At 65.4% G+C, this 19,903-nt stretch carries 18 protein-coding genes; 10 read left to right on the plus strand and 8 right to left on the minus strand.

Annotated elements, in window-relative coordinates:
- Window positions 1-5 precede the first annotated feature (5 nt).
- The 6 genes from FJ957_RS01105 (at window position 6) to FJ957_RS01130 (ending at window position 8,024) form a co-directional block, all read left to right on the plus strand.
- Window positions 6-2,417, plus strand: coding sequence for a circularly permuted type 2 ATP-grasp protein (locus FJ957_RS01105; RefSeq protein WP_140827552.1), 2,412 nt, complete (start codon window positions 6-8; stop codon window positions 2,415-2,417).
- A gap of 100 nt (window positions 2,418-2,517) precedes the next feature.
- On the plus strand, window positions 2,518-3,393 hold the full coding sequence (locus FJ957_RS01110) for a transglutaminase family protein (RefSeq protein ID WP_140827556.1): 876 nt from the start codon (window positions 2,518-2,520) through the stop codon (window positions 3,391-3,393).
- Window positions 3,394-3,479: 86 nt separating this feature from the next.
- Window positions 3,480-4,571, plus strand: coding sequence for a DNA topoisomerase IB (locus tag FJ957_RS01115; protein WP_140827560.1), 1,092 nt, complete (start codon window positions 3,480-3,482; stop codon window positions 4,569-4,571).
- A 110-nt stretch (window positions 4,572-4,681) separates the two neighbouring features.
- On the plus strand, window positions 4,682-5,056 hold the full coding sequence (locus FJ957_RS01120) for a YciI family protein (protein ID WP_140827563.1): 375 nt from the start codon (window positions 4,682-4,684) through the stop codon (window positions 5,054-5,056).
- Window positions 5,053-6,327 (plus strand): RNA polymerase sigma factor, encoded by a 1,275-nt coding sequence (locus tag FJ957_RS01125; RefSeq protein WP_140827566.1) that lies wholly within the window; start codon window positions 5,053-5,055, stop codon window positions 6,325-6,327. The genes FJ957_RS01120 and FJ957_RS01125 overlap by 4 nt, the downstream gene beginning before the upstream one ends.
- A gap of 182 nt (window positions 6,328-6,509) precedes the next feature.
- The gene (locus FJ957_RS01130; RefSeq protein WP_140827570.1) at window positions 6,510-8,024 is read left to right on the plus strand and encodes an aldehyde dehydrogenase family protein; all 1,515 of its coding nucleotides are present in this window, start codon (window positions 6,510-6,512) and stop codon (window positions 8,022-8,024) included.
- Window positions 8,025-8,109: 85 nt separating this feature from the next.
- Here the strand turns inward: FJ957_RS01130 and FJ957_RS01135 are convergent, their stop codons facing one another.
- The 6 genes from FJ957_RS01135 to FJ957_RS01160 all read right to left on the minus strand — a co-directional run bounded on the left by FJ957_RS01135 (window position 8,110) and on the right by FJ957_RS01160 (window position 14,185).
- Window positions 8,110-9,186, minus strand: coding sequence for an ABC transporter ATP-binding protein (locus FJ957_RS01135; protein WP_140827573.1), 1,077 nt, complete (start codon window positions 9,184-9,186; stop codon window positions 8,110-8,112).
- Complete coding sequence (locus FJ957_RS01140) at window positions 9,173-10,111, minus strand: PfkB family carbohydrate kinase (protein WP_140827577.1); 939 nt, start codon at window positions 10,109-10,111, stop codon at window positions 9,173-9,175. Before FJ957_RS01140 ends, FJ957_RS01135 begins: the two co-directional genes overlap by 14 nt.
- Complete coding sequence (locus tag FJ957_RS01145) at window positions 10,111-11,127, minus strand: SIS domain-containing protein (protein ID WP_140827581.1); 1,017 nt, start codon at window positions 11,125-11,127, stop codon at window positions 10,111-10,113. Before FJ957_RS01145 ends, FJ957_RS01140 begins: the two co-directional genes overlap by 1 nt.
- Window positions 11,128-11,129: 2 nt before the next feature.
- Entirely contained in the window at window positions 11,130-11,975 is an 846-nt protein-coding gene (locus tag FJ957_RS01150) for a carbohydrate ABC transporter permease (RefSeq protein ID WP_140827585.1), read from the minus strand.
- The gene (locus FJ957_RS01155; RefSeq protein WP_140827589.1) at window positions 11,975-12,859 is read right to left on the minus strand and encodes a sugar ABC transporter permease; all 885 of its coding nucleotides are present in this window, start codon (window positions 12,857-12,859) and stop codon (window positions 11,975-11,977) included. The genes FJ957_RS01150 and FJ957_RS01155 overlap by 1 nt, the downstream gene beginning before the upstream one ends.
- An 87-nt stretch (window positions 12,860-12,946) precedes the next feature.
- Complete coding sequence (locus FJ957_RS01160) at window positions 12,947-14,185, minus strand: extracellular solute-binding protein (protein ID WP_140827592.1); 1,239 nt, start codon at window positions 14,183-14,185, stop codon at window positions 12,947-12,949.
- Window positions 14,186-14,408: 223 nt separating this feature from the next.
- Between FJ957_RS01160 and FJ957_RS01165 the strand changes: the two genes are divergently transcribed.
- Complete coding sequence (locus FJ957_RS01165) at window positions 14,409-15,611, plus strand: ROK family transcriptional regulator (protein WP_140827595.1); 1,203 nt, start codon at window positions 14,409-14,411, stop codon at window positions 15,609-15,611.
- A gap of 6 nt (window positions 15,612-15,617) precedes the next feature.
- On the opposite strand, the gene FJ957_RS01170 is transcribed toward FJ957_RS01165, so the two are convergent.
- Both FJ957_RS01170 and FJ957_RS01175 read right to left on the minus strand, forming a co-directional pair.
- Complete coding sequence (locus FJ957_RS01170) at window positions 15,618-16,511, minus strand: hypothetical protein (RefSeq protein ID WP_140827599.1); 894 nt, start codon at window positions 16,509-16,511, stop codon at window positions 15,618-15,620.
- 84 nt (window positions 16,512-16,595) lie between these two features.
- Complete coding sequence (locus tag FJ957_RS01175) at window positions 16,596-17,462, minus strand: hypothetical protein (RefSeq protein WP_140827602.1); 867 nt, start codon at window positions 17,460-17,462, stop codon at window positions 16,596-16,598.
- A gap of 310 nt (window positions 17,463-17,772) precedes the next feature.
- On the opposite strand from FJ957_RS01175, the gene FJ957_RS01180 reads away from it, so the two are divergent.
- The 3 genes from FJ957_RS01180 to FJ957_RS01190 all read left to right on the plus strand — a co-directional run bounded on the left by FJ957_RS01180 (window position 17,773) and on the right by FJ957_RS01190 (window position 19,831).
- A complete protein-coding gene (locus FJ957_RS01180) occupies window positions 17,773-18,189 on the plus strand; it encodes a hypothetical protein (protein ID WP_140827606.1) in 417 nt (138 codons plus the stop codon).
- Between the two features lie 41 nt (window positions 18,190-18,230).
- Window positions 18,231-19,001: an SDR family oxidoreductase gene (locus FJ957_RS01185; protein ID WP_140827610.1), complete on the plus strand. Its 771-nt coding sequence runs from the start codon at window positions 18,231-18,233 to the stop codon at window positions 18,999-19,001.
- A 74-nt stretch (window positions 19,002-19,075) separates the two neighbouring features.
- A complete protein-coding gene (locus tag FJ957_RS01190) occupies window positions 19,076-19,831 on the plus strand; it encodes an SDR family NAD(P)-dependent oxidoreductase (RefSeq protein ID WP_246685745.1) in 756 nt (251 codons plus the stop codon).
- Window positions 19,832-19,903 lie beyond the last annotated feature (72 nt).

A 19,903-nucleotide genomic window follows, 5' to 3' on the forward strand; every position in this document is an offset into this window, starting at 1 on the left:
CGACAATGGCCAAGGGGAATCAGAGACGGGCGAGCGGCAGGCCGCGGGCGCAGGGCCTGCTGGAACGCTACCGGCAGATCGAAGGCGTCGTCGACGAGATGGTCGACGCGTCGGGCAACCCGCGTCCGGCCTGGCGCTTCTTCATCGACGCGCTCGACGATCTGGGCGCGGAACGGCTTGGGCAGCGGTTTGCCCGCGCCGACCAGTATCTGCGCGACGCCGGCGTCTATTACCGCGTCTACGAGCAGGCCGGGGCCAATGAGCGGGAATGGCCGCTCGCGCATGTCCCGCTGCTGATCGACGAGAAGGAATGGGCCGAGATCAGTGCCGGCCTCGTCCAGCGCGCCGACCTGTTCGAGGCCATCCTGGCCGACATCTACGGGCCGAACCGGCTGATCGAGAAGGGTATCCTGCCTGCCGGGCTGATTGCGGCGAGTTCCGAATATCTGCGCCCCGTCGCAGGCGTCCGGCCGGCCAGCGGGCATTTCCTGCATATGGTCGCCTTCGAGCTCGGCCGTGGCCCGGACGGGCGCTGGTGGGTGCTGGGCGATCGCGCCCAGGCGCCGTCCGGCGCCGGCTTCGCGCTGGAGAACCGCGTCGCCACCACGCGCGCTTTGTCCGACATCTATGGCGAGATGCATGTGCACCGCCTTGCGGGCTTCTTCCGCCGCTTCCGCGATGCGCTGAACGGCATGGCGACGGATTCCGGCGGCCGTGTCGCCATCCTGACGCCCGGACCGCTCAACGAAACCTACTACGAGCACGCCTATATCGCCCGCTATCTCGGCATCATGCTGCTCGAGGGCGAGGACCTGACCGTTTCCAGCGGCAGGCTGATGGTGCGAACGGTTTCAGGCTTGCTGCCGATCGGCGTTCTGTGGCGGCGGCTCGACGCGGCGTTCGCCGATCCGCTGGAGCTCAGGCCGGACTCGCAGATCGGCGCGCCGGGGCTGGTCGAGGCGATCCGGCGCGGCTCCGTTTCGGCCGTCAATGCGCTGGGTTCCGGCCTGGTGGAAACGCGGGCCTTGCTTTCCTTCCTGCCCAGGATCGCGCGGGAACTGCAAGGTGAAGATCTGTCGTTGCCGAACGTTGCCACCTGGTGGTGCGGGCAGCAGAACGAACGCGACCACGTGCTTGCCAATATCGACCATATGGTGGTCGGCCCGGCGCTGTCGACGCGGCTCGCCTTCGAGGACGATGGCGCGACCAGGCTCGGTTCGGCGCTTTCGGCGGGGGAACGGGCGGAGCTTGTCGCGCGGATCGAAGCCGACGGCGCCGGCTTTGTCGGCCAGGAAGCGGTGACACTCTCGACCACGCCGGTGTTCGCCGGCGGTGTGCTTGAGCCGCGCCCCGCCAGTCTGCGCGTCTATCTGGCGCGCACGCCGGAAGGCTGGACGGTGATGCCCGGCGGCTTCGCCCGCGTCGGCTTCTCGCTCGACCCGACGGCGATCGCCATGCAGCGCGGCGGCCAGGCGGCGGATGTCTGGGTGGTCAGCGACAGGCCGGTCGAGCGCGAGACATTGCTGCCGCAGGAGCATGACGGCTTCATCCGCACCATGCCAGGCAGCCTGCCCAGCCGCGCGGCCGAGAACCTGACCTGGCTCGGGCGCTATATCGAGCGCTCCGAAGATACGGTGCGCGTGCTGCGCGCCTATCACGTGCGGCTTGCCGAGACGTCCGATCCGGACATGCCGCTGCTCGCCGATATCAGGGACTATCTCGAGCCGTTCGGCATCGAGGCCGAAACGGCGATACCGCCAGGGTTGATCGGCACTTTGGACAGCGCGGTCTACAGCGCCGGCCAGATTCGCGACCGCTTCTCTCCCGACGGCTGGCTGGCGCTGAAGGATCTGTCGAAGACCATCCACAAATTCGCGGAGACGGTCGCGCCCGGAGACGACGCGACGCGGGCAATGACGGTGATGCTGCGCAAGCTCGCCGGCTTTTCCGGTCTGCTGCATGAGAACATGTACCGCTTCGCGGGCTGGCGCTTCCTGGAGATCGGCCGCAGGCTGGAGCGCGGTATCCAGATCGCCGGCACGCTCAGCCGGCTGACCAGGAACGGGGCGCCGGAAGGGGCGCTCGACATGATGCTGGAGATCGGCGACAGCGTCATGACCCATCGCCGGCAGTATCCGGTGCAGGCCGGGCGGCGCACGGTGATCGACCTGCTCGCGCTCGACCCGCTCAACCCACGCTCGATCCTGTTCCAGCTCGAGCGGCTGAAGGCCGAGATCGCCATGCTGCCTTCGATCGGCGGCGAGGGGCATATGTCGCCCGCCGCCAAGGAAATCCTGCAGCTCAACACGGCAATCGCCGTCATGGAGCCGTCGGATATGAGCGCCAAGGAGCTCGACGACTTGGCCGGCCAGATCGGCGCTCTCTACAACAGCCTCGCCAGAGGCTATTTCGGTTAGAGCATTTCCAGCGAAAAGGATCGCCTCCAATGCTCTATCTCTTTGTTTTTGCGCAATTCCGGACGCAAAACCTCTGCGCACTTTTGCTGGAATTGCTTTAATGCTCTACGATATCAAACTCCATCTGCATTACGACTATGCCGCCGCCGCCGGCGGCGGACGGCACCAGGTGCGCGTCATGCCGCAGACGATCGCCGGCGTGCAGCGCGTGATCGCGGCCTCGCTGTCTTTCCAGCCGTCGCCGGCCGAACGTGCCGATTTTTCCGATTTCTTCGGCAACAACGTCACATCGATCGCCTTTCGCGACGCGCATGAGACGCTCGACATCCGAATGAGCGCGCGCGTTTCGGTCTCGCGGCCCGAGCCGGGTCTCGATGTCTCGCCGGATATAAACGGGCTAAGGTCGGAGCTCGATGTGGTGCGGTCACTCTCGCCGTCCGCGCCGCATCATTTCCTCGCCGCCAGCGATCATGTAGGCATCGACGCGGCGATCACGGCCTATGCGCGGGACAGTTTGTCGGGGTCAACCGTCGCCACGGCGACCGATCTCTGCAACCGCATTCATCGCGACTTCACCTATGACGGCAAGGCGACGACCGTGCAGACCCGGGCCAGCGATGCGTTTGCCCTGAAGCGCGGCGTCTGTCAGGATTTCTCACATATCATGATCGCCGGCCTGCGCGGGCTCGGCATCCCGGCCGGCTATGTCAGCGGCTTCCTGCGCACGATCCCGCCGAAGGGCAAGTCGCGGCTTGAAGGCGCGGATGCCATGCATGCCTGGGTCAAGGCCTGGTGCGGACGCGACGCCGGCTGGCAGGAGTTCGACCCGACCAACGGCATGCGGGCGAGCAACGACCATATCACGGTCGGCTACGGCCGCGACTATTCCGACGTGGCGCCGATCGTCGGCGTGCTGAAGACGACAGGCGGTCAGGTCGGCGAGCAGGCGGTCGACGTCATTCCGGTGGCAGCCTGACGCGACGGATGATGCGCATCGCCGTTTGCATCCGGAACCAGTCATCGGCGAGCGGCTTTATCTACGGATAATTTCGCGGAGCCGGCATGTTGCAGCATTCACAATTGTCCTCGGGCCGTTCAACGCGGAACGAGGAAACTCGAAGGAACGGTGCGCAAGATTCGGCCGAGCGAGCGTCGCTCAGCTATGTGAGCGATACCGATCCCGGCGTCCGACGACTGAGAAAAGGCAAGGGATTTTCCTATGTCGGTCCGAACGGAAGCGCGGTCAGCGCGCAGACCCTTGCCCGCATCAAGGCGATCGTCATTCCGCCGGCCTGGACGGATGTGTGGATCTCGCCCGATCCGGACGGCCATATCCAGGCGACAGGCCGGGATCAGCGCGGCCGTAAACAGTACCGCTATCACCCGCAATGGACCGAGGAGCGCGACGGCGTCAAATATTCCAGCCTCGTCGCTTTCGCCGAAAGCCTGCCCGCGCTGCGGCTGCAGATCGATGCGGACCTGCGCCGCCACGGTCTGCCCATGGAGCGCGTCGTCGCCTCGGTGGTCTGGTTGCTCGACAACACCCTTATCCGCATCGGCAACGCCGCCTATGCGCGGGACAACAAGAGTTTCGGGCTGACCACGCTGCGCGACCGCCATGTCGAGATCACGGGCTCCAGCCTGCGCTTCGCCTTCAAGGGCAAGTCGGGCAAGGAATGGAAGCTGAAGCTGGTCGATCGCCGCATCGCCAAGATCGTGCGCGGCGCCCAGGACCTGCCCGGGCAGAAGCTGTTCCAATATCTCGATGAGAATGGCGACCGGTGCCCGGTGCGCTCGGAGGACGTCAACCGCTATATTCGCGAGGCATCCGGCGCCGATTTCAGCTCAAAGCATTTCCGCACCTGGGGCGGCACGATCCATGCGGCGTCGCTGTTTGCCGGGACCGAGCTGCCGGAAAGCAAGACGCGGCAAAAGCGGATGATCAACAGTGTCGTCGACAAGGTCGCCGAGCGGTTGGGCAATACCCGTGCCGTCTGCCGCAAATGCTACATCCATCCGCTGGTGTTCGAGGCATGGAGCAAAGGGCGCCTGCTCGACGAAATGGCCGGGGCCAACAAGCGCAAACGCCGGATATCCGGTCTCGATGAGGAAGAAACGCTGGTGCTCAGATGGCTGCAGGCGCGCGGCGCCTGACAGGCAGGCGCGAAGGCAGCCAAGTCCGGGCTCCCTCGATAAATTTTTTTATCGACCTTGTGTCGGGAAGGGTCCTAGTGTCGCGTCCTTTGATACGGAAAGGACGCACCATGCTCTACGCCATCCTCTGCTACGCTTCCGAAGACGTCGTCTGCTCCTGGAGCAAGGAACAGGACGACGAGGTCATGGCAAAGATCCTCAACGTGCAGGACAAATACGCCAAGGCGGGCCGGCTCGGCCCCGTGGCGCGCCTTCTGCCGACGACCGCGGCGACCACGCTGAGAAAGGTCAAGGGCGAGGCGGTCGTGCTGGACGGCCCGTTCGCTGAAACCAAGGAACAGTTCCTCGGCTTCTACACGCTCGAATGCGACGATCTCGACGAAGCGGTCGCATTCGCGCGCGAGCTCTCCGAGGTCAATCCGAGCGGCGGCTCTTACGAGATCCGGCCGGTTTCGATCTTCAATCCCACAAAGGTAGCGGTATGACCGAGCTTGCCTGGATAAGCACGGCGATCGGCAACGCCCGTCCGCAGGCGATGGGCGCGCTGCTGCGCTACTTCCGCGACCTCGACGCCGCGGAAGAGGCTTTCCAGGATGCTTGCCTGAGGGCACTCAAGAACTGGCCGAAGAACGGGCCGCCGCGCGATCCCGTCGCCTGGCTGATCTTTGTCGGCCGCAACAGCGGCATCGACGCCGTGCGCAAGCGCGCCAAGCAGGCGCCGATGCCGGAAGAAGACCAGGTCTCCGATCTGGAGGACGCCGAGAGCGACATCGCCGAGCGGCTCGACGGCGCGCATTACCGCGACGATATCCTGCGGCTTCTGTTCATCTGCTGCCATCCGGATCTGCCGGCGACGCAGCAGATCGCGGTGGCGCTGCGCATCGTCTCCGGCCTTACCGTCAAGCAGATCGCGCGCGCCTTCCTGGTCGGCGAGAGCGCCATGGAACAGCGCATCACCCGCGCCAAGGCGCGCATTGCCGATGCCGGCGTGCCGTTCGAAACGCCAGGCGCGGTCGAGCGCTCGGAGCGGCTCGCCGCTGTCGCCGCGATGGTCTATCTGATCTTCAACGAAGGCTATTCGACCAATGGCGGCGAGGCACCGGCCCGCGCGCCGCTCTGCGAGGAGGCGATTCGGCTTGCCCGTCTGCTGCTCAGGCTCTTCCAGGCCGAGCCGGAGATCATGGGGCTGACCGCGCTGCTCCTGCTGCAGCACGCGCGGGCGCCGGCGCGTTTCGACGAGAATGGCGAGATCGTCCTGCTCGAGGACCAGGACCGCTCGTTATGGAGCCGCAAGATGATCGACGAGGGCCTGGCGCTGGTCGACAAGGCGCTGCGCCACCGCAAGCCCGGCCCCTACCAGGTTCAGGCGGCGATCGCGGCGCTGCATGCGCGGGCGGCGACGGCGGAAGATACAGACTGGACCGAGATCGACCTGCTCTACGGTCTGTTGGAGCAGATGCAGCCTTCGCCGATTGTGACGCTGAACCGCGCCGTGGCGGTCAGCAAGGTGCGCGGCGCGGAAGCCGCGCTCGCCATGATCGAGCCGCTGGAAGACAGGCTCTCGGGCTATTTCCATTTCTTCGGCCTCAGGGGTGGGCTGCTGATGCAGCTTGGCCGCAACGAGGAGGCGCGCGTTGCCTTCGACCGCGCCATCGCTTTGGCCAATACCGCCGCCGAGGCGGCGCATATCCGCATGCATATCGACCGGCTGATCAAGGAAAGCGCCGAGAAATCCTCGATCCGGAAGGCGCACTGATACGGCTTCGCTGCTTGGCCCAATTTCGCGACCCGGGCTTGGACCATGCCGGGGTGGCGGTTTTTCCCCGAAACGAGTAAATGCCACGCCATGAAGCGCCCGGCTGTGCCCTGCGGTACGGACACGACACGGCGCATGGCTTCCATTCCCGCTCACGAATCGCGGGATCTGAAAGGGATAAAATGACACTGGCGAAGGAAACGGCTGCACTTCTTGAGAAACTCGGCGTTGCCAAGGATGCGCTTTCGGACGGCGACCTTGTCGTGCGCAGCCCGGTGACGGGCGAACAGATCGCGGCGCTGAGATCGATTTCGGCCGCCGATGCCGGCCAGGCCATCGATGCCGCGCACAGGGCCTTCCAGGCCTGGCGGCTGGTGCCGGGACCGAAGCGGGGCGAACTGGTGCGTCTGCTCGGCGAGGAGTTGCGCGCGCATAAGGACGAGCTCGGCCGCCTGGTGTCGATCGAGGTCGGCAAGATCCCGTCCGAGGGTCTCGGCGAAGTGCAGGAAATGATCGACATCTGCGACTTCGCCGTCGGTCTCTCCCGGCAATTGTATGGCCTCACCATCGCCACCGAACGCCCCGGTCATCGCATGATGGAGACGTGGCATCCGCTCGGCGTCGTCGGTGTGATCTCTGCCTTCAACTTCCCGGTCGCGGTGTGGTCGTGGAATGCAGCCCTTGCCTTCGTCTGCGGCGATGCGGTGGTCTGGAAGCCGTCGGAAAAGACGCCGCTGACCGCACTTGCCTGCGAGGCGATCTTCAAGCGCGCCGCCAAGCGTTTCGGCAAGGATGCGCCGGCAGGGCTGCTGCAGGTGCTGATCGGCGACCGCGTCGCCGGCGAGGTGCTGGTCGACCATCCCAAAGTGCCGCTGGTCTCGGCCACCGGCTCGACGCGCATGGGCCGGGAGGTCGGTCCCAGGCTCGCCAAGCGTTTTGCCCGTGCCGTGCTGGAGCTCGGCGGCAACAATGCCGGCATCGTGACGCCCACCGCCGATCTCGACATGGCGCTGCGTGCCATCGCCTTCGGCGCCATGGGCACGGCCGGCCAGCGCTGCACCACGCTCAGGCGCCTGTTCGTGCATGACAGCGTCTATGACGCGCTCTTGCCGCGGCTGAAGAAGGCCTATCAGTCCGTCTCGGTCGGCAATCCGCTGGAAGGCAAGGCGCTGGTCGGCCCGCTGATCGACAAGGCCGCCTTCGACAACATGCAGAAGGCGCTGAAGGAAGCTGAGGCGCATGGCGGCAAGGTGACCGGCGGCGCGCGCGTCGAGAACGGCCATCCGGACGCCTATTACGCGCATCCGGCGCTGGTCGAGATGCCGAAGCAGGTTTCGCCGGTGACGGAAGAGACCTTCGCGCCGATCCTCTATGTGATGAAATATTCCGATTTCGACGAGGCGCTCGACCTGCACAATGCGGTGGCGGCGGGCCTGTCGTCGTCGATCTTCACCCGCGACCTGCAGGAATCGGAGCGCTTCCTGGGCGTCGATGGCTCTGACTGCGGCATCGCCAACGTCAATATCGGCACCTCGGGCGCCGAGATCGGCGGGGCGTTCGGTGGCGAGAAGGAGACGGGCGGCGGTCGCGAGAGCGGCTCGGACGCCTGGAAGGCCTACATGCGCCGCGCCACCAACACGGTGAACTTCTCCAAGGCGCTGCCTTTGGCGCAGGGCGTGTCGTTCGACATTGACTGAGGACGAAGCGACGGGTCAGCCCGCACTCGCGAGCTGACCCGGCCGACTATCGATCGGGTCATGCAGGCGGAAGGCGGGCGACCGCTCAGAAAGCCTTGCCGGTTGCCGGATCGAACAGGCGGAGCGCGCCCGCATCGAAGACGAACGCGCACGGCTGGCCCTTGGCGACACGGGCTTGGGGCGGCAGGGTCGCCGTCAGCCTTTGCGCGCCGACCCGGGCGGTGGTGACCTGTTCGGGGCCTGTCAGTTCGACGACGTCGATCTCGACGGGCAGCGACAGTTCCGCGCCGCTGCCCGGTCCAAGGCGGAGCGCTTCCGGCCTGATGCCGACCACAACTGAAGCATTGTTGCGGGCCGCGTCGGTGTAGCGAGCCGGAATCGCCAGCCGCGCATCCGTGCCTGCAATCGCCAGCTTGCCGTCCTCGACGGTCGCTTCCAGCCTGTTCATCGACGGGGCGCCGACGAAGCCCGCGACATAGAGCGTCGCCGGATGGTTGTAGATATCTTCCGGCGTGCCCAGCTGTTCGATGCGGCCGTCGCGCATGACGGCGATGCGGGTCGCCAGCGTCATCGCCTCGATCTGGTCATGGGTGACGTAGACGACCGTGGTGCGCAGCATTTCATGCAAGCGCTTCAGTTCGGTGCGCATTTCCAGCCGCAGCTTGGCGTCAAGATTGGAAAGCGGCTCGTCGAACAGGAAGACCTGCGGCTTGCGCACCAAAGCGCGGCCGATGGCGACGCGCTGGCGCTGGCCGCCGGAGAGCTGGCCGGGCTTGCGGTCGAGCAGGTTCTCGATCTGCAGCAATCTTGCCGCCTCGCGCACCGCCTTGTCGCGCTCGGCGGCGGGGACTTTGCGCATTTCAAGGCCGAAGCCGATGTTGCGGCTGACGGTGAGGTTCGGATAGAGCGCGTAGGACTGGAAGACCATGGCGATGTCGCGGTTCTTCGGATGCACGCCAAGCACCGACCGGCCGCCGATCAGCACATCGCCGCTGGTTGCCTCGGCGAGACCGGCGATGATGTTGAGCAAAGTGGACTTGCCGCAGCCCGACGAACCGAGCAGCACCAGGAACTCGCCGTTTTCGAGCGCGATGTCGATGCCTTTCAGCGTCTCGACGCTGCCGTAATTCTTGCGGACATCGCGAATTTCAAGCGCGCTCATGAACAGCATCCTCGAACTGGATCGGCCCGCCATAATCGCGGGGCAAGGTTGAAATGGCGCGCGAGGCCACAAGGATGGCGGCGGACAGGCATTTCACCAACGATTGCCCCTGTGCCAGTGCCGCCAGGAAGGCGGCGTTGAAGACATCGCCGGCGCCGATCGTGTCGATGACGGCGACTCGAGGTGCCGGCACTTGAATGAGCTCGCCGTCGGCGCCGATGGCGATCGCGCCGTCCGGCCCGCGCTTGACGACGACCGTCGCTCCGTCCTTCATGCCGTCGCGGATCTTGCGCGCGGCTTCCGATGGACTTGCCAGGCCGGCCAGCGTGGTCGTCTCGACTTCGTTGAAGAGGGCCAGGGCGCAGCGCGACAGCCAGCCGCGCGCGGCGGTGCAATTCGCTTGCGTCCAGCCGTCGATCGGCCAGCCTGTGTCGAGCGCAACGGCGATGCCATGCGCTTCGGCCCAGTCGAAGAAAGCGTCGTAATCGCGCGTCAGGTCGTCGGTGAGGAAAGAGCCGCAGAGCAGCGCGTGGCCGCCAGCAAGCCGATTGCCGTCCAGCACGGAGAGCACGTCAGCCAGGCTGAAGCGGGGCAGGTGGCCGCGCGTGGTGAAGAAGGTGCGCTCGCCATCTGGATGGGTCATGCCGACCGACAATGTCGTGCCTTCGGGACGAACCGGCCATTTCTGCGCGCGGCGTCCGAAGGCTTCGCGCAGCCAGCGCCCGAACTGGTCGTCGCCGATGTTGGCGGCGATGTCGAAGTCGATGCCCAGCGCCTGCCAGGCAAGCGCGGTGTTGCCGGCCTGGCCGCCGACGCGCAGGTCGTCGTGATCGACGACGGTTTCCGTGCCCGCTTTCGGCCACGGCGCGACCGGGCCGACGATCAGGTCCACATTGACGTTGCCGATCACCGCGAGCGGCCGCATCACTCGCTCCTGGTGATCTTGGTGGTGCGCACCGGCGTTCCGGCATTCTCGACGCGGGAATCGGCGAAGGCGATCATCAGGCGTTGCGCAACCGGCAGCATGGCAAAGATCGCCGCCAAGCCCGTGACGGGCTTGAAGGCGAGCGTGACCGCGCCCGCGACCGGCGGCTTGCCAGAAGCGTCGAACATGACCAGCGGCGCGCCGGTCTCGACCGCCGAAACGGCCATGGCGGTCACCAGCTCCGCGGTCGGGTCGTCGCCGCGGAAGAGGACGACGCCGATCTTGGGCCCGAGCATCTCCATCGGCCCGTGGCGAAGCTGACCGCCTTCGAGCGAAAAGCACGGCAGGCGCGACAATTCGGTCAGGCCGAGCCCCAGCGCCTCGGCGAGGCCCTGCAGCCTGCGGCCGGAGGTCACGACGGTCGCGACCGTGCTCAGCGCCGCGAGCGCGGCATCGATCCCGACCGTCTCCGTCGCCTTGAGCACCGCGAGCGCGGCGGCGGGGTCCTCGCCGAGCGCGGCGAGAATGGCGAGGTGCAGGGCGAAGGTCACGGTCAGGCTGCGGGTCGCGGCAAAGGCAAGCTCGGTGCCGCCGGCGCCGACGAGGCAAGGCACCGTACGGCCGAGGAAGGAACCGGCCTCCAGCGTCAGGCCGAAGGTTTCAGCGCGGTCGCCGGTCTCGTCAAACCAGCGCAGCACCTCGGCGCTCTCGCCGGACTGCGAGGTGACGATCACCGTCTTGCCGTCAAGCGGCAGCGGCTGGCCAAGCTGCTCCGAGAGCGGCAGCGCGATGGCGTCGATGCCTTGCGCGCGATAGAGCGGCTCGACGGCGCGCGCGACGGCATGCGAGGCGCCCATGCCGAGCAGGACGAGCCTGCCGTTCTTCCTGATCGAGGCGGCTACCTTGGCGGCGGCCTCTCGATTGCTCTCGAACGAGGCAAGCGCATCCTCATGCTGACGCGCCATCTCGCGGTCGATTGCGACAAGCCCTGCCGGACGTTTCTTCTCTGCAGTCATGATTATCCTTTCACTCCGCCGCTGGTAAGGCCCGAGATCAGCGCGCGTTGCATGACGAGGCCGATCAGCACCGGCGGCAAGGCCGCGAGCACGCCGGCGGTGGCGATCAGTCCGTAGTCGGAAACGCGGCCGCCGGCGAGATCGGCGATGGCGACCGTCAGGGTCTTTGCCCGCTGGTCCGAGGTGAAAAGCAGGGCGTAGAAGAACTCGTCCCAGGCAAGCAGCACGGCAAACAGCGCCGATGTCGCCACGACAGGCGCCGCCAGCGGCAAGGTGATGATGCGCCAGGTCTGGAGCAGCCCGGCCCCGTCGATCATCGCCGCGGCCTCGATCTCGCGCGGGATGGCATCGAAGCCCGATTTCATCAGCCAGGTGGTGAAGGGCGCGAGGATCGTCAGATAGATCAGCGCAAGGCCGAAGATGTTGTTGAGCAGGCCGAGATAAGACAGGCCCATGTAAAGCGGCACGGAGAGCGCTACCGGCGGCAGCATATAGGTTGCGATCACCATCGACAGCGACCAGCCCACCGAAGGGGTGCGCGAAACGGCCCAGCCGGCCGGCACGGCAAGGACAACAGCGGCAAGCGTCGCCATGCCGGCGACTTCCAGGCTGTTGCGCAGCGAAGCGGTGAAGGCGGCGCCGGCGCTGTTTTCGGCCGTCGACAGAAGCTGCGCGTAACGGGAGAAGTCGGCCGCCTGCGGCCACCAGCGCAGCGGCTTGGCGGCAAGATCGGCGGCCGGCGATATGCTCATGACGAAGAGCCAGGCGAGCGGGGCCAGGATGACGGCGGCAAGCAGGATCGCGCAGGCATAGACAAAAGCGGTGAAGACCGGGCTCTTGCGTTCCATCAGACGGCACCCCCCGCGGTTTTCTTGACCAGCGTCGCATAGGCGACGGCGAGCACGGTGACGAGCAAGGTGACGATCAGCGCCAGCGATGCGCCGGAGCCTGCGCGCTGGAAGGAGAAGGCTTCCTGATAGACGAGGATCGACAGCGAGCGTGTGCTGTTGGCCGGGCCGCCGCGGGTCATGACCCAGATGATGTCGAAGACCTTGAAGGCCTCGATGGTGCGCAGCACGAGCGCCACCATCAGCGGGCCGGCAAGATAGGGCAGGATGACGAAGCGAAAGCGGTTGAACGGGCCGGCGCCGTCGACAAGCGCCGCGGCGGTGATGTCGCGCGGCACCGCCTGCAGGGCGGCGAGCGCGATCAGCGCGACAAGAGGAAAATTCTTCCAGCAGTCGGCGACGATCAGCGCCGCGAGCGCCGTGCCGGGCTCACCCAGCCAGGAGCGATAGTCATCGATGAGATGGAGTTGGGTCAGCGCCGCGTTCAGCGCGCCATATTCGGGATTGTAGATCAGCCGCCAGAGCGTCGCGTTGACGACGGTGGGCAGCGCCCATGGCAGGATCATCAGCCCGCGCAAGACGGCGCGGCCACGGAATTCCTGATTGAGCAGAAGAGCCGCAAGCACGCCGATCACCATCTCGGCGGCGACCGAGATGACCGCAAACCAGGTGGTTGTGACCAGCGTGCGGCTGAAGTTCGAGCTCGTCAGCATCTTGGTGTAGTTGTCGAAGCCGACGTAATTGCCAGCCGTGCCGACCAGCTGGGCGTCGGTGAAGGAGAGCCTGATCGTATCGACCAACGGCCAGCCGATGACGGCGACCATGATCACCAGAAGGGGCAGCATCAACAGCCACGCGCGAGTCGTCATCCAGGTGCCTGACATCGGAGGCGCCTCTCTTCCTTCATCCGGTCGGAAATAGCACGGGCGGCGCTCATGTATGAGGCCGCCCGCCCGTCGGGGAACGCCGGATCAGAGGCCGCTGTTTTCAGCAGCGGTCTTGAGCGCGTCTTCCGGCGCCGCCTGGCCGAGCAGCGATTCCTGGATCGCCTGCTGCAGTGCCGTCGACAGCTGCTGATATTTCGGCGTGGTCGGGCGCGGATACATCGCGGCGAGACCGAGCTTGGCGGCGGCGATCAGTTCTTCCTGGCCCTTGGTGACGGCCGGATCGTCATAGGACGAGGCCCAGATCGGCAGCGAGAGCTTGGCATACTGGTTCTGCGTCGCCTGCGAGGTCATGAACTCGATGTATTTCCAGGCCTCGTCCTGGTGCTTCGACACCGCGGTGACGCCAAGGCCCATCGAGCCGTTGACGGCCGAGACCTCGCTGGTGCCGGCAACGCCCGGCGCCGGCACCACGCCGACCTTGCCCGCGACCTTGGAGTCCTTCGGATCGTTGGCCATGTTGTACATGTAGGTCCAGTTCAGCGCGAAGGCGGCATCGCCGTTCTCGAACACCTTGCGGACGTCTTCTTCCAGGAATTCCTTGGAATTCGGATTGGTGAGGCCCGACTTGTAGCTGTCCACCATGTATTTCAGGGCCGATAGGCCGCCGCCGTTCTGGAAGTCGGGCTTGCCGTCCTTGAGGAAGTCGCCGCCATAGGCGCTGACCAGCGTGGTGTAGTCGCAGACAGCGGCTTCGGCCTGCGACCAGCTCCAGGCGATCGGCGTCTTCAGCAGGCCCTTGTCCTGGATGATCTTGGCCTGCTGGCCGAGCTCTTCCCAGGTCTTCGGCGGCGCCTTGATGCCGGCCTTTTCAAGGATTTCCTTGTTATAGAACAAATACTTGGTGTCGAGGATCCACGGCATGCCATAGTACTTGCCGTCATACTGGACGGTGGTCCAGGCGCCAGGCAGCACGCCCTTCTTCATGTCGTCGGTGATCTTCGACGAGACGTCGACCAGCACCTTGTTGGTCGCATATTCGGCCGGCCAGATGACGTCGAACAGCACCACGTCGTAGCCGCCGCCGGATCCTTGAGCGAGCACGGTCTTGTCGTGCAGGCCTTCATAGGGAACGAATTCGAGATTGACCTTGATGTCCGGATTAGCCTTGGTGAAGGCCTCCGTCATCGAGCGCACGTCGGCTTCGCTGTAGGCGGCCTGCGCCATGAAGAGCGCGTTCAACGTGGTTTCGGCGAAGGCGTGGGGGACGAACAGCCCGCCGACGAACACCGCGCCCAGAAGTGTCTTACCGATCGATTTCAGCATTTGTCTTTCTCCCATTTTCGACAACTGCGAGTGGGCGGCCAGGACTGCGCCGCTTCCCCAAATTCGCATCGCGTCTGACTGGATCCGTCCCCAACGGCGTGCGGCGGAGCCCGAAAGCTTTTGCCGTCTTTTTGTAGCGCCGCGCGGGTCTCACCTATTAAGTCAACTCGCTTGACTTAATTAGTCGATCAATCCTTTAATGGAGTCAAGAGGGGAAACGACGGTGCACGACATCAGCCCGATCCGTGCCAAAAGCGGCACCAACCAGGAGGGTACCAGCGCGCATAACCGCCGCGTCATGATCGAGGCGCTGCGGCTCAACGGCGCGCTTTCGCGCGCCGACCTGGCGCGGGCGACGCAGCTTACCAAGCAGGCGGTTTCCAACATCATCGAGGATCTCGAGCGCGACGGGCTGGTTGTCGCGCTGGATGCGGTGCGCAAGGGCAGGGGGCAGCCCTTCACGCCCTACCGGCTGGTTCCCGAGGGAGCCTTCGCCATCGGACTGCAGATCGACCGGCATTTGACGCGCGTCGTGGTGGTCGACCTCGTCGGCAAGGTGATCGCGCGCGCCGAGGCGGGGCTGCCGCTCGACGAGCCTTCGGCGGGTGTCAAGATCATCCTCGGCCTTGTCGATCGCGTCAGGCGCGAGTTGGCTTCCTTGTTTGCCCAGTCCGAGCGGCGTCTGGTCGGGTTGGGCGTCGCCATGCCGGGACCGTTCGGGCTGAAGAACCCCGACAACAAATGGATGATGCCGGCCTGGCAGCAATTTCCGCTGGTGCAGGCGCTTGCGGCCGGCGCTGGGCTCGATGTCGGCCTGCAGAACGACGCGGCGGCCTGCGCGACTGCGGAGCGGATCGTCGGCGCGGCACATGGCGTCGATCACGCCGTCTGCCTTTATGTCGGTTACGGCATAGCCGCCGGGCTGATCCTCAACGGCGAACTCTATAGCGGCGGCAACGGCAATGCGGGCGAGATCGGCATGGCGTTGCTTGCGCCGGCCGGCCCCGGTTCCACGCCGCTCGAACACCGTGCATCGCTGGCCTCGCTCTACCAGCATCTCGGCCTCGACCCCACCGAGAGGGGGCTCTACGAGACGCTCGGCGCGCTGGCGCTTGCGCGGGATCCGCGGGTCATGGGCTGGGTCGAGAAAGCCGCGTCCGACCTGCGCTGGAGCGTGCATCTGATCGAAACGATCTTCGATCCGCAAACCGTCATCCTCACCAGCAGTGCGCCCGAGGCGCTGGCCCGGCTTCTGCTTGAGGCCATGCATCCGCTGCTGCCGTCGATCTCGGATCGTCCCGTCCGACGCCTGCCTCGGCTGCAACTCGGCACCACCGATCCCTGGGCGATCGCCGTGGGCGCCGCTGCAGAGCCGATCAGCCGGGCCTTCGATCCGCGTTTTTCCGCCATCCTGAAGGCGGGATAGAAGCGGTCAGCCCATCCTTTGCGTCGCGGTGGCGGCGAAAGCCGCGTCGATGATGGCGAGCTTGACCGCCTGCGCGGTGAGGTATTCGCCGTAGAATTCGTTTGAGATCCACATGACGGAATGGCCGCGCTGCCCGAGCCAGCCGACGCTGCCGAGTGCCTCGGCGTCGCGCAACTTGCGCGCAAGGTGGGTGCGCGACAGCTTCAGCCATTTGGCGAAGTCGCCGATCGACAGCACGCCGGTCGGGATTCGCTCCTGGCCGGCATTGTCGGGGTCGACGCCGGAGATCAGCCAGTCCATGACGACGCCGCCATTGTTGAGCCAGGTGAACAGCGAGAAAGTCAGTTGCGGCTCGCGCACCGGCACGGAGGAAATCAGGCCGTCCGCGATCAGCGGCTGCAGCTCGGCAAGCATCTGCGGCCTTGCCTGGAACGTTTCCAGCCGGTTCCCATCGTCAAGGGCATCAAGTGTGTTCAGATGCATATGAATCCAGCCGATCAACGGCTCTAGGGTCACGGCCGGCACCTGCAGCGGGCGAATGCGGCCGTCATCGGCCGTCGGCCCGGCCTTGAGGAAATTATAGTGCTGCATTTCCTTGATGAAGGCATGAGCCGTGTTTCGGCTTGCCACCGCATGCTGAACGGTGACGTCGGCAAAACGCGCCGCAGTCAGTTCCTGTCGATAGTCGCTGGGATTCCTGCGGAAATGCAGGGCAAGACCGATATGCGCCATCAGCCAGCGTTGCTGGGTGGCAAAGACCGAGGAGGCTCGCGGGTTTCCTTGATAAGCCTGCTGCATCGCCATGGCTTGCGCACGCACGCAAGCGGGCAATGCCGGGTGACCGGCAATGTCTTCATAGGTCAACGCACCCTCCCAGCTTCCACCCAAAGATGCTGTCATGCTCGCACGTTGCGGATAGCAGTTTCGGCCGTCACCCGCCAGCGCGGGCGCCGGTTTTGCGCGATGTCGCGCCGAGTTTGACGATCAGCGGTCCTTCAGAGCCGAGAGACAGGCTTCGAAGGCTTCGTCGACCACGGCGAGCTTGGCTGCCTGGACGGCCATGTACTCGTCGAAGAAAGCTCTCGAAACCCACATCACGGAATGACCGCGCTGGCCGACCCAGCCGATGCTGCCGAGCGCCTCGGCATCATAGAGTTTGCGCGCCAGATGCGTGCGTGAGAGCTTCAGCCAGTGCGCGAATTCGCTGACCGAGATGACGCCGGTCGGTATCTTGTCGAGATGGACGTCCTCCGGATCGATGCCGCACATCAGCCAGTCCATGACGATACCGCCGTTATTTAGCCAGATAAATAACGAAAAAGTCTGTCCGGGCTCCCGCACGCCGTCGCTGGCGAGCAATCCGTCGGCGATCAGCGGCTGCAAGACAGGCAGCATTTCGGGTCGCTCGAGGAAGGCTGCCAGCCGGATTCCGCCGTCTATGCGGTCGAGAGTCGTCAGATGCGCGTAAATCCAGCCGGTGAAGGTCTCGATGGTGCCCGCCGTGACCCGCATGGGGTGGGCGCGGCCATCGCCGCTGGCCGAAATATATTCGGCGATGTCGTAGTGCAGCATCTCCTTGACGAACGCCTCGGCGGTGTTGCGGCTGGCCACCGAGTTGCGGCGTACGACCTCGATGAAACGTGCCATCGTCATTTCGGTGCGGCGGTCGTTGGGATCGCGCCGGAAATGCAGCGCCAGGCCGACATGGCCGAGCAGCCAGCGCTGCTGGGTGGCAAACACGGCGGCCAGCCGCGGGCTCGTTTCGTAAATATGGATGAGCGCCTTGGCCTGTTCCTGGACACCGCGAAGCGCTGCCGGATGACGGGCGATCTCTGCGGCACTCAGCGGCATTTCCTGCGGCACTCCATGCGATTCCAAGCAACGACAAATGAAGATTTCCAGTCTTCGCCGATTGTGTCCAGTTGCCCATTGGAACAACGGTCGAATAAGTGGTGCATTCCTTGCTAACTCTTTGCACCGGTTCGGGAAAGCCGTCCGGATAATAGTCGGGCCGCCGCCCTCCCTTGAATCGACGAATCCCGCCAAGCAGGCATAGGTTCCGCGCCATCGGGGTTGCGGGGGGCGGCTGGCGTCGGTCGATAATCCGCGCGGCCTTTGCAGCCCGCGGCCGGCGGCCTATCGTGACGGTTGATGGCCGGCCATGGCGCCGCGGGAAACCTTCCTTGGCGAGTGGCTGCGGCAGCCGTGGATTGCGCTGCTCTCAGCCGGATCGAGCGGCATTGCCGGCTACGGCGTGGCGCGCCGGTGCCGGGAAGGCTTCAAGGTCGGGTCGCTGTTCGCCGACGCGACGGACGTGGCCTTGGCAAGGATGGCGGATCTCCCGGACGCAACGGCCGGCAAGGAATTGCATGTCGACGTGCCGGCCGGCCAGGTTCAATTCACCGCCATGCTTCAAGCCGCCGGCTTGGTTCCGGGCTTTACGACGACATGCATGTACAAGGGCGGCAAGCCCGGCAACGCCCCCCTCGACGGTTTTCGGCGTCACGACGCTCGAACCGGGATGATCGCGTTGAGATCATTGTTTTGCCTGGCTGGTCCATGCGACATGGCCCGATGACGTGGTTGCCTTTACCGGCTGCGTTTCGTGGAGGTTATCGAATGGCTGGAAGGACGGTCCTGATCGCCGGCGGCGCTGGGGGAATGGGTCTGGCGACCGGACTGCGCTTCGCCGCTGACGGCGAGCGGATCGCGCTCGCCGATCTTGCCGGCCCCAAGCTCGACGCCGCCGTTGCGAAGATTGCCGCGACCGGGGCGGACGCGATCGGTTTGCCGCTCGACATCCGCTCCGTCGCCGCCTGCCGCGACGTGGTGGGCAAGGCCAGGGAATGGGGCGGCGCCATCGACATTCTCGTCAACGCCGCAGGAGTCTGGCTCGAGGGGCCAGCGAACAAGGTCGAGGAAGAGCAGTGGGACCTGGTGCTGGACGTCAATCTCAAGGGCGCGTTCTTCTTGATCTCGGCCGCGATCCCGCACCTGTCGGCCGCGCAAGGCGTGATCGTCAACATTGCCTCCGACGCCGGCATCGTCGGCAACAATGGGGCGGCCGTCTATTGCGCCTCGAAGGGCGGGCTGGTGCTTTTGACCAAGGCTCTCGCGCTGGAGCTCGCCCCGCAAGGCATCAGGGTCAATGCCGTCTGCCCCGGCGACACGGCAACGCCGATGATCGAATATCAGGCCAAAACCTATGGCGCAGACGACCCCGACGGCTACAAGCGCCGGCTCCTGGGGCACTATCCGCAAGGGGACAGAGCAAGGTTCATTGAGGTGGAGGAGATTGCTTCCTTTATCCACTATCTTTGCCAACCGGGCGCGGCGCCGATCACCGGGGCCGCGCTTTCGATCGATTTCGGCGTCACCGCCGGTTATTGAACCGTTGCGGTTCATCGCGGGTGTGATTGGTCGCGCCGGCATGTCGGCACCTTTATCCTGGAGGGCAAATGGTCGTGTTTCGCAAATCCCGCAAGGCGCTGGTGACCGGCGCGGGCGCCGCCGACGGCATCGGTATCGCGATCGCGCGTGCGCTGGGCGAGGCCGGTCTTTCGGTCACCATCACCGCTTCGTCCGCACGCGTCGAGCAACGAGCGGCGGAATTGCGGGGGGAGGGGCTCGATGTCCGCGCTTTCATGGCCGACCTGACGCTCTCCGGCGATGTCGAGCGGTTACGTGCCGAAACCAGCGAAATCGACATCCTCGTCAACAATGCCGGGATGGGCACCGTCGCCCAGCCGGCGTTGCAGCGGCGGTTTCTCGATCTCAGCGAAAGTGAATGGGACCGCGGCATCGATGTCAGCCTGAAAACCGCCTTTTTGAGCACGCGCGGATTTCTGGCCGGCATGGTGCAGCGCGGCCATGGGCGCGTCGTCAACATGGCCTCGGTGACGGGGCCTTACGTATCCAATGAAGGCGAGGCCGCCTATTCCGCTGCCAAGGCCGGCATGGTCGGACTGACGCATGCGCTTGCCCTGGAGGTCGGCCGCTGCGGCGTCACCGTCAATGCCGTGGCGCCGGGGTGGATCGCGACGGGCGCCTCGACGCTGGAGGAACTTGTCGCTGCCCGGAACACGCCGCTAGGCCGCGCCGGCAGCCCCGCGGAAGTCGCGGCCGCCGTGCTGTTCCTGGCATCCGACGCAGCCAGTTATGTCAACGGCGCCGTTCTCGTCGTGGACGGCGGCAACATCCTGCAGGAACGCAAGGGCTGACCGCGAGGGCGAAGGGATTGGTCGGGGCCGCGTAGGTCGCAGCCTGCGTTTGAAAGTTTGGGGCAAACGGGC

Source organism: Mesorhizobium sp. B2-4-6 (genome assembly GCF_006442775.1).
In the GTDB taxonomy this organism is placed as follows: domain Bacteria; phylum Pseudomonadota; class Alphaproteobacteria; order Rhizobiales; family Rhizobiaceae; genus Mesorhizobium.